The following is a 14,020-nucleotide window of genomic DNA, read 5'->3' on the forward strand; positions in this document are numbered from 1 at the left end:
GTGACTCCCAGCCGTCTCAATCCCCTCTGATCGGGGCATTCGTTCCGGGGCATTGCTTAAGATCCCACTACTGGTTGCATGCAGCAGTCTCAATCCCCTCTGATCGGGGCATTCGTTCCGGGATGTTACGCTCAAAGCCATTGTCGGCCGTGTCATTTATGTCTCAATCCCCTCTGATCGGGGCATTCGTTCCGGGTATCAGGACAGTACGGTCTCGACAAAGAACCCTATGGTCTCAATCCCCTCTGATCGGGGCATTCGTTCCGGGGCAACTGGGACATGCGGCATTGTGAGAGCTACGGGCTGTCTCAATCCCCTCTGATCGGGGCATTCGTTCCGGGAACTAAAAAGGAGATAAACACATGGAAAGTAAATGTAAGTCTCAATCCCCTCTGATCGGGGCATTCGTTCCGGGCGTGACGGAAAGACATGGTGCTGTCTGAAACCCTACGTCTCAATCCCCTCTGATCGGGGCATTCGTTCCGGGATGACAGAGAAAAACCACTAACTAAGAGGAACTTAAGTCTCAATCCCCTCTGATCGGGGCATTCGTTCCGGGCTATAATATCTTCAGTGGCTGTTACATCAAAAAGAAGTCTCAATCCCCTCTGATCGGGGCATTCGTTCCGGGATAAACATTATGGTTCTTTTTGTTCTATTAGTGGCGTCTCAATCCCCTCTGATCGGGGCATTCGTTCCGGGAACGGTGCAGTGCCAGAAGGGTTTGAGGTTCATCACAGTCTCAATCCCCTCTGATCGGGGCATTCGTTCCGGGAGTTCTTCAAGGTGGAGGATCGGAAGTGAAAATAGAAAGTCTCAATCCCCTCTGATCGGGGCATTCGTTCCGGGTATGGGTCCGTGGGTACGCCCCGTCCATCGGATGGGGTCTCAATCCCCTCTGATCGGGGCATTCGTTCCGGGGATTGATGCAGCGAATGCACTGGGTGTCACCAAAGAGTCTCAATCCCCTCTGATCGGGGCATTCGTTCCGGGACAAACTGGAGGTGCCAAGATGACCAAAGAAGAATGTGTCTCAATCCCCTCTGATCGGGGCATTCGTTCCGGGCCTTGTCAGCGGGAGACATTGGAGCAGACCATGAGAGAGTCTCAATCCCCTCTGATCGGGGCATTCGTTCCGGGAAAGGTACAGGATCAATAGTCGCTCCTGTCAGTCAGTCTCAATCCCCTCTGATCGGGGCATTCGTTCCGGGCTCAATCAAGGAAGTAACCCCCCAGTGACTCCCAGCCGTCTCAATCCCCTCTGATCGGGGCATTCGTTCCGGGCTCTGATGAGATAGCTAAAACCTTTCCCCCTTACAGTCTCAATCCCCTCTGATCGGGGCATTCGTTCCGGGAGTATGTGGTCTGACAAGGAAAAAGCCATGGTCTTCAGTCTCAATCCCCTCTGATCGGGGCATTCGTTCCGGGTCAAGTTTGTAGATATCAAGCGGCATCTCCTAAACGGTCTCAATCCCCTCTGATCGGGGCATTCGTTCCGGGCACATGCAGCGGCAATCGAAACAAGGCAACCCCGTGCGTCTCAATCCCCTCTGATCGGGGCATTCGTTCCGGGCCCATAAGTCGTTGAAAAATATTATCTTTTCGGAATCGTCTCAATCCCCTCTGATCGGGGCATTCGTTCCGGGATATATCATGCCCCTCGCAAGTAGTAGCGTTCGGAAGTCTCAATCCCCTCTGATCGGGGCATTCGTTCCGGGAGAAACCATGGAAAATCCGAAAAACGGACTGTATATGTCTCAATCCCCTCTGATCGGGGCATTCGTTCCGGGTGATGTCGCATCCCTTGCAACTAATACGTCAACTCTGTCTCAATCCCCTCTGATCGGGGCATTCGTTCCGGGCTAACCGTAAAAAAAAACATTGGAGAAACCATGGAAGTCTCAATCCCCTCTGATCGGGGCATTCGTTCCGGGATAGTTTTAGCTGATCTTGAAAGAAAAGATGCAATCGAGTCTCAATCCCCTCTGATCGGGGCATTCGTTCCGGGTGAAATGCTTTGCTCTCCTCTCTCGATATTAGAATATGTCTCAATCCCCTCTGATCGGGGCATTCGTTCCGGGTTATCGCCAATCTCGAGGAAATGTTCCTCGATTACGGTCTCAATCCCCTCTGATCGGGGCATTCGTTCCGGGGATGATCCGCATTCCATGCGAAGATCGCGAGTTATTGTCTCAATCCCCTCTGATCGGGGCATTCGTTCCGGGTCATCTCTAGCGATGAATACAGCCTATTCAAGGTAGGTCTCAATCCCCTCTGATCGGGGCATTCGTTCCGGGGCCGCGTTAAAAACCCCGTTTTTTCAAAGTTATGTTTGTCTCAATCCCCTCTGATCGGGGCATTCGTTCCGGGGCCAATATCCAACGCCCGGCTGTCCAGATGGCAGAGTGTCTCAATCCCCTCTGATCGGGGCATTCGTTCCGGGTACGGTCTGGGCTATGAATGAATATGTAAGCAAGGGTGTCTCAATCCCCTCTGATCGGGGCATTCGTTCCGGGCTATAACTAATTTTGTTATATAAGAGGTATGGAAAAGTCTCAATCCCCTCTGATCGGGGCATTCGTTCCGGGAAATATATGCAAGTCTTTTCTGTTCATGTCTGAAAAGTCTCAATCCCCTCTGATCGGGGCATTCGTTCCGGGTTACATTCGCCCTGGGCGAGTTGCGATCGCTTAAAGTCTCAATCCCCTCTGATCGGGGCATTCGTTCCGGGAAATTCAAAAAACAAATTTTTTCGAAGCTCCTTTTGAGTCTCAATCCCCTCTGATCGGGGCATTCGTTCCGGGCACCACGATGATGCCAAAGACGATTAAACATTCTAGGTCTCAATCCCCTCTGATCGGGGCATTCGTTCCGGGCTCGACGCAGAGTTCCTTGAGTACTTCGCCGATGCGGTCTCAATCCCCTCTGATCGGGGCATTCGTTCCGGGATGGACTGGAAAAGTTCGACCGCGAGATTACTTTTATGTCTCAATCCCCTCTGATCGGGGCATTCGTTCCGGGTGAAAGGTATTAATGTCATTATAGAAGAAGTTCAATCTGTCTCAATCCCCTCTGATCGGGGCATTCGTTCCGGGCGTCTCGAAAAGTTCTGTGCTTTGAGGGGCTTCAAACGTCTCAATCCCCTCTGATCGGGGCATTCGTTCCGGGACAATAAGATTAACAGAAGATGAGGAAAGAGAGCTGAGTCTCAATCCCCTCTGATCGGGGCATTCGTTCCGGGATTTTTTTGAGGTCTGCCCCCTGGACTTTGACGATGGTCTCAATCCCCTCTGATCGGGGCATTCGTTCCGGGCAAGATCGAGTTTTGAATCTGTACGTTGCCTGTATGTGTCTCAATCCCCTCTGATCGGGGCATTCGTTCCGGGGTCACCAAGGCAGCAGCATTCGTACCCATCAACGCGTCTCAATCCCCTCTGATCGGGGCATTCGTTCCGGGAGTCACTATATAACAGACCGTGGACTAGGCTTTCATGTGGTCTCAATCCCCTCTGATCGGGGCATTCGTTCCGGGTGTTTACGTATGCTAACAATGTGCTCAATTGTGGAAGTCTCAATCCCCTCTGATCGGGGCATTCGTTCCGGGTTAGATAAGTTTTTTAGGAGGATTTCACGTGATGTTGTCTCAATCCCCTCTGATCGGGGCATTCGTTCCGGGTGCTTGCATGTTTCATGATCTCTGCAAAGTCAATAAGTCTCAATCCCCTCTGATCGGGGCATTCGTTCCGGGTCACTATTAAAGAGGATCATTACAATGACAATGTCTGTCTCAATCCCCTCTGATCGGGGCATTCGTTCCGGGATAGTGATTGACAAGCTTTTTTCAATTTCAAGGTGTCTCAATCCCCTCTGATCGGGGCATTCGTTCCGGGTCAACTTTTACAAGATAGGTAAGGGCAAACAGACAGTGTCTCAATCCCCTCTGATCGGGGCATTCGTTCCGGGACTTCCATCAAGGATGATGTACGTATCCTGATGGTGTCTCAATCCCCTCTGATCGGGGCATTCGTTCCGGGCCACCTGATCCAGAACAAGGCTGTCACGGTCACCGAGTCTCAATCCCCTCTGATCGGGGCATTCGTTCCGGGATGATGTCAGAGCGAGATCGATTTGTTTTTGTCTTCAAGTCTCAATCCCCTCTGATCGGGGCATTCGTTCCGGGCACCATGGCCATTACGAAATCAACGATCATCAGTTGGTCTCAATCCCCTCTGATCGGGGCATTCGTTCCGGGTAATCTGTTTAATTCAGGGGATGCCTCCACAAAGTATGTCTCAATCCCCTCTGATCGGGGCATTCGTTCCGGGAAGATACTCTGTTAAGATCAGAAGTTCTCCCACAAGTCTCAATCCCCTCTGATCGGGGCATTCGTTCCGGGCCAGTTTTTTCATGGCATTTCACCGAAGGAATGGAAGTCTCAATCCCCTCTGATCGGGGCATTCGTTCCGGGTCCACAAGACTGAAAAGAGGTAAGATTATGGCTAAAGTCTCAATCCCCTCTGATCGGGGCATTCGTTCCGGGTGACACGGATAAGGCCATCCTAATTGGCTCCTACTGTCTCAATCCCCTCTGATCGGGGCATTCGTTCCGGGAGTATTTTTGAGATTTTAGATAGTCTTGAGACGGAAAGTCTCAATCCCCTCTGATCGGGGCATTCGTTCCGGGACGACAATGGCGAGTTCAGCAATGCTGATGACGTCATGTCTCAATCCCCTCTGATCGGGGCATTCGTTCCGGGGCAAGGGAAAAAGGCTGCCTGCATGCTTGTCTTCAAAAGTCTCAATCCCCTCTGATCGGGGCATTCGTTCCGGGCAGTCTGAACAACCACCAGTCAGTAATGGAGTGTTATCAAGTCTCAATCCCCTCTGATCGGGGCATTCGTTCCGGGCAGTCTGAACAACCACCATCATAAAGGAGTTTTATCAGTCTCAATCCCCTCTGATCGGGGCATTCGTTCCGGGTGATTTAACCCACTGTAAATAAATAACCTGCTCGAAGGTCTCAATCCCCTCTGATCGGGGCATTCGTTCCGGGCAAAGCTTGCGGGGGCCGTAGCATTTTTGAATTGAAGTCTCAATCCCCTCTGATCGGGGCATTCGTTCCGGGCTGTGCTCATAGATTTGAACAGATTGTAACTGTGAAGTCTCAATCCCCTCTGATCGGGGCATTCGTTCCGGGGTACCAGTAACGGGAAAGACGATTGAACACACTTTGGTCTCAATCCCCTCTGATCGGGGCATTCGTTCCGGGATATAGTTTGAACAAATCAAACCAAACGGAGGACACGTCTCAATCCCCTCTGATCGGGGCATTCGTTCCGGGTTAGGAAAATGAAACAAGGTAGAAAATATCTCTTGAGTCTCAATCCCCTCTGATCGGGGCATTCGTTCCGGGAGACCACTTAAGACTAAATTAGGTCCTATCCTCTTCAGTCTCAATCCCCTCTGATCGGGGCATTCGTTCCGGGAAAAGTTGCTGGCCTGGACAAATGAAAATGGCTTCAGTCTCAATCCCCTCTGATCGGGGCATTCGTTCCGGGATAAAATTGTAACGATAGATAGATCAACAGAGTTGATGTCTCAATCCCCTCTGATCGGGGCATTCGTTCCGGGCGTTTACCACTCACGCCTTTACATGAGTGTCCAAGCGTCGTCAGTCTCAATCCCCTCTGATCGGGGCATTCGTTCCGGGAAAAGTTGCTGGCCTGGACAAATGAAAATGGCTTCAGTCTCAATCCCCTCTGATCGGGGCATTCGTTCCGGGGAAAAAATTGTAACGATAAAAAGATTAAAAGAGTTGATGTCTCAATCCCCTCTGATCGGGGCATTCGTTCCGGGCTTTTACCCCTCCCCCTTTGCGTGAGTGTCTAGGTGTGTCTCAATCCCCTCTGATCGGGGCATTCGTTCCGGGTGTCCGGCCACAGCTGGACTACCTGGGGCAAGCTCATGTCTCAATCCCCTCTGATCGGGGCATTCGTTCCGGGGCCACCGCAAGGCCGGAACAACTCGCAAGGGTTGTCCGTCTCAATCCCCTCTGATCGGGGCATTCGTTCCGGGTCCTACCTTGGAAATCCCTGCAATTTCGGATTGCTGTACCATGCACATTCGGGCATCACGGCAAAAACGCCTATCGGAAAATAAGCCTCTCCTGGAATTGAAGCGGCACGAGTGACTACCCTACCGTATTTCCATGATATTTTCCGATTCGGGCATCGATTCGCCATGACAACCTCAAACAACCTTAAAAGATTCAGTAGTTGGCGGGGAACCGGGCCCCTGCCACTCCACCTCTCCGACACATGCCCGACACAACCGATAATAACGGACCGAATCGGAGCCATGATCGATGATTTTTTCCAGTTTTGACTGAACGTTGAGCAGGCCATGCTCGCTGAGATCGCACTCAAAGACCGATTTCTGCACCCTGATCCCGACCCCTTTGAGAACCTTGACTGCCCGGTAACGATCTCGATCATCGCTTATATCGAAGGTTATAACATACAACACGGTCATGCACCAGAGAAGCAAGCTTAGCGAGGGATGCTGAACGGTTTGTACAGCACCCCTTCATTTTCCAGAGAATCGGCAAACCGGCGGCACTGGCTGTGAATGATCCAGCGCACAGAGGTCTGCTGGCCTGTCGGCTGGTACTGCAGCCGGGCATCGAGTTGGGTTCGATAGGCGGCGATCAGGGCGCGGGCGATCCCCGGCTTCATCTCGACCGGCAGTCCCCCATCCTGCTGTTCCTGCTTGTTGCGGTAAACGAAATCACCAGAATTGACCGCCTTGCGGTTGATCAGGGTCAGCACCAGTCGTTCGGCGAACACCCGCCACTCCTCGACCAGATCGCAGGCAAGACTGGGCCTCCCCGGGGCTATTTCATGGAGGGTCCCCAGGTAGGGATCGAGTCCGCAGGATTTCAGGCCGTTGAGGACCTCGTTGGTGAAGAGCATATAGACAAAGGAGAGCATGCCATTGACCGGATCCCGCGGCGGCCGTCGATTACGGCCGGTGAACGCAAAATCGGCGTTACGGATGAGAAGTCCGAAGACGCTGTAAAACAGGCGTGAGCCATAGCCCTCGACTCCACGCAGTTCATCGAGATTTTTGACGATCGCGGCCCGGTCGCGGAGCGCCTTGATCTGGACCGCGACAGTGCGCAATTCGGCAATCTGCAGTTGCCCGGCCCGACGAAAGAGCAGGCGGGCCTGGTTCTCCAACTTGTCGATGACTATGGCCGCGGCGGTGCGGAGGGCGAAAGCCGGATCAGCCAGGCGCGTGTACTGCTTCTGGCGCAGGGCCACGTGGCCGGCTTCATCCAGGAGCAACCTGGCCCGGAAGCGACCGTCGAGCGACAGGAAGACGGTATCGATCCGGTTGTGGATCAGAAAATCAAGGACCGCGCCGCTGATCGAGGAACGACCGGCAAGGGCGAGCTGGGTCAGACCGGCGGCGGGAATGGTGTCGATGACCCGGCCGTCACGAACGATACGCAAGGTGTCACCGTCCTTGCGCAGATAGGCTCCCGACTCGAGGATATAGAGGGAATCCATGGGCATTCAGCTCACAGGAAGCGCTGAATCTGCTCTATCGCCGTCTTCAGGTTGAGCAGGGCGTCCTGCAGGTTGACCACCCGCTCAGAAACCGGCACAGGCTGCTCACGAAAATCAGGCAGATGCAGCAAGGGATGGGGGTAACCGCTGACCTGCTCGAAGACGCAGGGAAGATCGTTGACCTGCCCCTCGAGAAGGCTGTGAATACGCTTGCAACCAAGAACGGCTCCTCTGATGCGGCTGATCTTGTAGTCGAGAAGGGGCCGGTTGTATTCCGGCAATCGCGAAAACAGATGATGCAGCAGCAGACGACCCCGAGGGTGATGGGCGAGGACCCCGAGCAGGACCTTCTCCTCGCGCAGGGAAAGCTCCCTGTTGGCCCGGACCACCGCAATGATCTGACCGAGAGGGGCGCAGCGGGAGGACAGGACAGCCAGTTCCGGGTATTTCTCCGCCCACTCCGATTGCCGGGGGTGGACGATGACCTCGGCCTTACCCTGACCGGCGGCCAGTTTACGGAAGTTCTCGGCCGGTGCGGGGCTGATCGTTCGAAGAAACGCGAACTGCTGGTCCGGCTTATCCATCGGCACCGGGATGAAACCGGATTTCCCGCCCGTCCGGCGGTGGACGCCGAGCGGCAGTTTGACGAGGTTGCCGTAGCCCTTGCCTTTCAGTGCGTCCTGTTTCGGAAAGATCTCGAGGGCAAAGCATTTGATATCCCCGGCAATCTCGCGGGCCAGCGCCTGCAGCGCGGTCTTCATCGTCCCGGCCTCGACCGGTTCCTCGGCGGGGAACCAGTAATGGTAGCCCTTGCCTCCACTGACCTCGGGAATGCAGGTCAGGCCTGCCTTGGCCGCCAGTTCCTTGATGCGGCGGAAGACATAGATGGCCTCGCGGCGGATCGCCTCGCGCTCCTTTTTCGCCTCCTCCCGGTCGCGGAGGCGCTGGATCAGGTCAACGTCGATGACTCCGGTCCAGGCCATGCTGTCGCCGGTGAGCAGGTAGATCCCGTAGGTTTTCCGTCCCTGAAGGTGTTCCCGGACATCCTCGGCAAGCATCGGCCGCGGCACCGGGACATACCCCTGCTTCCCCTGCTCCCGGTCGGCCCACTGGCGGGCGAAGGCATCCTCCCGGCCGCGGAAGAGCCGCATGAACAGGGTGATATCATCCTGGTCACGACGAAACCTGACGAAGGGGTCGAGGACCGCTTCCTTGCGGTCGCCGGGATCAGCCAATCCGCCGTCGGCCATGAACCGACCTTTCCACTCCGCGACCTTTTCGGCGGGAAAGTGGCGGGGAAGGCGGGCGAACACCGTCGCCACTTCCGCCTGGCGGCCGAGAAGATGCAGCAGTTCCAGGCGGGCCAGCCAGCCCTGCTCATATTCCGGCCGCTGATCAGTCAGCCACTCGAGGATCTCCAGCCCCTTGTCGATCAGCCCGTGCTGCTGCGCCACCGAGGCCAGACCGAGGATCTCCCCGTCACTGAAGGTCTGCCAGAAGATCCCCGACGACAGGGACCGGGCGACAAAGCGGGTCCCCTCCTCGTCGAAGGCGGCATTGTCCAGGCTCTTCAACAGAAGACGGTAGTCCTGGACCGGGCGGCCTTGTTTTTCCTGCGAAACGGCCTGGACAGTCATGACATCACCTCACAGCAGGGCCTGCATCGCCGCCGGCGGCCGACTGCCGCCGGTCTGCCCGGACGGCCCGGCGACGGCCTGCGGGTTGCGGACCAGGTGGCCGAGACGGGCGAACTGGGGACAGTGGTACTGCTGCCTCTCGAGTTCCTCGACGATCGGCAGGGCCTCGCCGTGGCGCCCCAACCGGTAGAGACAGACGGCCTCCCAGAAACGCCCTTCCTTGGGCGGATTGCCGAAGGAATCGACACAAAAGCGGACGGCGGCACGGGTGGCCTCCAGGGCCCGGGTCAGTTCCCCCAACGACAGCTGAATCCGGCAGATCCGCATCAGCGCCTTGTGCCGGGTTCTCCGGTCGACCGAGGCGCTCTGTTCGAGAACCTTCAGGGCCTCCTTGCGCCGGCCGAGGGCAAAAAGAATATCGGCTTCGGTCCAGCGGACGTAGGCGCGGCGGCGGGATGGCTCGATCCTGTTGATGCAGGCCGTGGCCCTGTCCAGTTTGCCGAGGCAGAGGGCGCCCCGCGCCGCCAGTTCCCAGACGAAATCGGTGGCCTGGCCGCGTTCGGCGAGGTGCGCCGCCGTCTCGAGATGCTGGAGACTCTCGTCATAGCGCCCCAGGGCGTGAAGAACCTTGCCCATCGCGAAATGCTTGAACAGCGGGTGCATGTGGTGCCGCTCGCCGTCCTCGTCGAGTACCTGCCCGAGCACCGTCAGGCTTTCCCTGGCCTTGTCGAGCTTCAGCAGACAAGAGGCGAGATGGTAGAGGCTCTTGATATACTTCGGCCGCTGCTGGTGGCAGCGCTGCTGGTCCTCGACGCTGAGGCCGCGCCAGTTGGCGATGGCCTGCCGGAACAGGGGCACGGCCGGTTTCGGCTTATCCTCGATATCCTTGTACAATACCGCATGACGGTAGTTGTAGGTCACCGATTCCGGGCGCAGGGCGATGGCTTTGTCGAAATGACGATGGCCGAGAGCGATCAGCTCTTCTTTGCGTTTCACCGGGACAATGGTGCGAAGGGTGCGGGCCTGGAAAAAGAAATCAAGCACGGCGTAGCCGATGGAATAATGGGCGAGGCTGTTGCGGGAATCCCTGGCCACCACCTTCTGCAGACTGGCGATAGCCTCCTCATGCCTCTTCGTCTTGCACAGGGCGAAGGAGACCTTGACCCGGACATCCCCATCGAGGCCGGCGTCGATCAGCTCAGGGAGTTTTTCCTCACAGGGATGGAAGAGGGCGACGATGTCCTCCCAGCGATTCTCGGCCTGGAGTTCGGCGATTTCGGCGAGCGTCCTGTCGTATTCCCTGCGGACCAGGTCCCCCTGCCAGTCGGGGGAGACCCGACCATCAAGGAAATCGTCAACCTCCGGATGTTCCGGCACCGGTTCCGGTGTCGGAGATGCCTGCGGGGCGAGATTGATGTGACCGACGACCTTGGCCGGGGTGTGGAGTTCGAGTTTACGGGCGGTGTTTTCCATGTCTGCCTCCTCTGATTGTTGTGGTCTTATTTCTCTTTACGGACGGCAGGGCCCTTTTTTGGGGCAGGATGAAAAATTTTCCCGGCAAAGGCGTAGATCGGAGAACGACGAAACTGTCGGTGGGCAGAACGGGGGAGAAAGGTGGGATGGAGATGAAGGGCGGTATGGAGATAATGAAGTTATCTGTCGTTTCGAGTTACCCCTTTGTCATTTCGAGCGATAGCGAGAAATCTCACTGTATTTTGCAGGCAACAGAAGCTCTCGCTCGATTGCGATGACAAAGAAAATCAGGGCTGCCGGCGGACTCAGGCGCAGACCATCCTGATAACGTACCAGGCGCAGGGGCCGAACAGCAGACAGAGCATCGAAAGACAGCCGGCAGAGGGGGGCCGAGGAGGATCGCCGTCCTCGAGGAAGATGACTTCCTCGGCCTCGTCATCGGAGAAGATGTGATCGTCGTCCATGGCCAACCTCAGCAAATCATTGCTCGACACAAACTTTCCATAGTCCGGGAAGCGACTATCAAGGATATAGTCACTTCCCTACAGACAGGTTCATGTATTGGCGCGAAGTGTCTTCAGGTGACTTTTAAGTTCTCGTGCCACTCTTTTTTTCTCGCCGTTGTTGGCCTTATCTATCTTCCATGCACTAAATAGCCTTGACAGCTCTTCCGCTGCGGCGAGAGGCAAAGCGGAAATTTTCAAACTCGCACTTTTCCATTGTCCCCAATCCTTGAGACCTTTTATGCGATCTACCGTGAGCTGCTGGTCGAGCGGCAGAGAAATTGGAGGTCGGGGACCCACCTCCTTAGAAGAGGGGCCCCAAGCAGTTCCCGATGCCGTCAGCCATTCGGCGATAAATTGATCACGCTCGGCGTCCCATTTTTTCGCGTTTTTCTTCCTGACTTCCAGGGCGATTTCCTTGATCGCCGCCCCTACTTCAGGTTGGGATTTGTGGGTATCGATAACCTTATTGTCCAGAGCTTTCTGGCGTAACATTCCCCAGTCCGCGATCTCTCCAAGCTCTCTCAAGGACTTGCGCCATGGAAACTTACGATCTTCCTCTTCCAGCCGACGCAATCGGTCCCGCTCTTTTTCGGCTTCGAGATCTTTCTCTATCATCTCGAGAAAAGCGGCGGTATCACGAACGGAGGGTTGATCGAACCGTCCGTAGCCGATGGAGGTTTTACCGCCAAATCCCAATTGCGTACAGGCGCGGGTGAACAGGGCGGCGACTGTCCGGATGTCCGTAACGTCGAACGGTCGCAGGAGCGAGTCCGGGGCAGCCTGGTCGTTCCCCGGCACGGGCGACACGAAACAGCGGAAAATGAACTCGGTGCCGGCAGCGACGGTAAGGAATTTCACCGGAATGGGGTTCTCGGTCTCCAGCGGCCCCTGCTTACCCGCATAGTAGCTGCCGAAATGGGGGTTCATGATGTCAGGCCTGATGGTCGGCACATTGGCCGGAAAAGCGTCGAGAAAGACGAGCTGACCGCGGACACCGTCCGGCTTGCCGGTGTCGGTGTCGCCAAAGTAGCGACACAGCACCGGATGGTCGTCGCGGATCTCCACCTGGCCGGAATCTTTCCTGTCTGGCACAACGGATCCTGGCTCAGTTTCCGCGATGTGCAGGGCACAGGCCAGGCGCAGCACTCCCTTGACCGCGCTGGCCGGGATATAAGGCAGGCCGCTGTTGCGGTCGAGAATCATGCCGGTTTCGGTGGGATGGCCGGAGCCGAGACCGGACACATAGGGACTCTTCAAGCGGGCACGGAATTCCCAGACCAAGACATCGCGGGTCACCGCAGTCGCGAGGACAGCGGTCTGGCGGGCGTGGATGGCGGCGAGCACCGGTTGGCTGAACGGCAGGCGCAGGTTGAGCCCATCACCTAATTCCACAATGGAGGCATCCATTATCGCCCTGCCTTTGTGGTCTGTCCCTGCCTGGAATTTCGGCTCCAGCCCCTTCCCCGCACCGAGCCCGTTCCAACTGGTCATGCGGGAAAAGAACAGGGCCGCGTTGCCTTCTTTTCCCTGCGCCAGCAGTTCCATTTGTTCTGTGGGTATCGGTACAATCTTCATTCTTTCGCTCCCTTCTCACCTTTCTCGAATGCCCGGACATAGCGCTTCAGCCACTGGAGCAGTGCCAGGGTCTCCTGTTGGGCCTGCAGATATATTCCCTGGTCGAGGGCGGCGAATGACTGCAGGAATTCCAGGTCAGTTCCCCCCTTGAGGCCCGGCACTTCCTGTTCGAGCCATTTTCTCACTACGCTGAATGTTTTCGTGTGCTGGTCCTTCTGCTTGGACAGCAAAAAGGCCAGGGTCTGGCCCAGGCCGTTGGCCAGCACCATGGTCGGCACACCGACGACGAAATTGGCGGTTTCCTTGTCCACCGGGATACCGAAAACCTTCTCCACCTGGACGAGTGCAAAAGCCGAGCGTTTCTGTTCTTTGGTCTGCATGGTTGCCTCCTTGTTCAGGCCCAGGTGAGGGAAAAAATGCCGCGGCCGAGGGTCTCGTCACCACCCACCTGGAGGTGACCAGCAACAACCTCTTCCTGGATGTAGCGGCGGATGGTGTCCGCCTTGAGGCTTTCCTTCGCGTCGCGGGAATCACCCCAGAAGATGACGGAGTACATCAGGGTGTCGGCGGGCAATTCCTCCTGGTAGCGGAGGGAACCGTTGGCTGTGGTGCCGGTCTTCTGATCGATCTTGATCTGGGCCATGACCGAGGTGCAATGGGACACGCCATAGCCGAAGACTTCGTCGTGGACGATCAGCAGCCGTTCGGTTTCGCTGAACCACGATGAACCGTCGCCCAGGGACATCTCGGCGGCCGCAGTCACCTCCATGTCCTCGAGGAGGATGCGGTCGCCCTCTTTGCAGGAACCTTCGATCCACAGGGCCTGGTCGGCCTTGAGGGCGGCGAGACCGTTCAGGTCGATGACAGGGCGGCCGGCAAGGGCGAGGTCCTTATTGAAACGCTTGAGTACTGCCGGACAGGTAATCCAAACAAAGGGCGCGGCGCTGGATCGCATGGGGAAGGCCAGGATTTTCATGTCGCCCACCGACAGGGAACCGGCGTGGTCGGAGGATTCGGAGCCGAACACCAGGTCGGCAAGGTTGTCGAAGGTCTGTTGTGCCGGCTTTTCTTTGATGCCTTCCTTGAACCGGTCGAAGTGGGCGCGCAGGGCGCCTTTCACGCCGGAGGCCTGGATGACCGGCCAGTTGGTGTGCCGTTCACGCTGGATGGGCAGGTCGACGACACCAACCGAGGCGCCGCTACCGGCGTGACAGGGGGTGACAGCGTAGAGACAGAGAATGGATGCATTGTTCTTCAT

The 14,020-nt window shown here is 56.4% G+C and carries 8 protein-coding genes and 1 CRISPR repeat array; all 8 genes read right to left on the reverse strand.

Features of this window, described 5'->3' with window-relative positions:
- Window positions 1-13: 13 nt before the first annotated feature.
- A CRISPR array of direct repeats spans window positions 14-6,075; the repeat unit is 36 nt; unit sequence GTCTCAATCCCCTCTGATCGGGGCATTCGTTCCGGG.
- Window positions 6,076-6,249: 174 nt separating this feature from the next.
- Entirely contained in the window at window positions 6,250-6,531 is a 282-nt protein-coding gene (cas2, locus tag ACWGKN_RS17955) for a CRISPR-associated endonuclease Cas2 (RefSeq protein WP_424253094.1), read from the reverse strand.
- 17 nt (window positions 6,532-6,548) lie between these two features.
- Window positions 6,549-7,571 (reverse strand): CRISPR-associated endonuclease Cas1, encoded by a 1,023-nt coding sequence (cas1, locus tag ACWGKN_RS17960; protein ID WP_035230033.1) that lies wholly within the window; start codon window positions 7,569-7,571, stop codon window positions 6,549-6,551.
- A gap of 11 nt (window positions 7,572-7,582) precedes the next feature.
- Complete coding sequence (locus tag ACWGKN_RS17965; protein WP_052159996.1) at window positions 7,583-9,208, reverse strand: CRISPR-associated primase-polymerase type A1; 1,626 nt, start codon at window positions 9,206-9,208, stop codon at window positions 7,583-7,585.
- Between the two features lie 9 nt (window positions 9,209-9,217).
- Window positions 9,218-10,681, reverse strand: a complete 1,464-nt coding sequence (locus ACWGKN_RS17970; RefSeq protein WP_035230031.1) for a tetratricopeptide repeat protein — start codon at window positions 10,679-10,681, stop codon at window positions 9,218-9,220.
- Between the two features lie 305 nt (window positions 10,682-10,986).
- The gene (locus tag ACWGKN_RS17975) at window positions 10,987-11,145 is read right to left on the reverse strand and encodes a hypothetical protein (RefSeq protein WP_424253091.1); all 159 of its coding nucleotides are present in this window, start codon (window positions 11,143-11,145) and stop codon (window positions 10,987-10,989) included.
- Between the two features lie 90 nt (window positions 11,146-11,235).
- Window positions 11,236-12,762 (reverse strand): type III-B CRISPR module RAMP protein Cmr6, encoded by a 1,527-nt coding sequence (cmr6, locus tag ACWGKN_RS17980; protein ID WP_452095744.1) that lies wholly within the window; start codon window positions 12,760-12,762, stop codon window positions 11,236-11,238.
- Window positions 12,759-13,142, reverse strand: a complete 384-nt coding sequence (cmr5, locus tag ACWGKN_RS17985; RefSeq protein WP_424253087.1) for a type III-B CRISPR module-associated protein Cmr5 — start codon at window positions 13,140-13,142, stop codon at window positions 12,759-12,761. Before cmr5 ends, cmr6 begins: the two co-directional genes overlap by 4 nt.
- Before the next feature lie 14 nt (window positions 13,143-13,156).
- On the reverse strand, window positions 13,157-14,020 hold the full coding sequence (gene cmr4, locus ACWGKN_RS17990; protein ID WP_452095745.1) for a type III-B CRISPR module RAMP protein Cmr4: 864 nt from the start codon (window positions 14,018-14,020) through the stop codon (window positions 13,157-13,159).

It is taken from the genome of Desulfoprunum sp., from assembly GCF_053613775.1.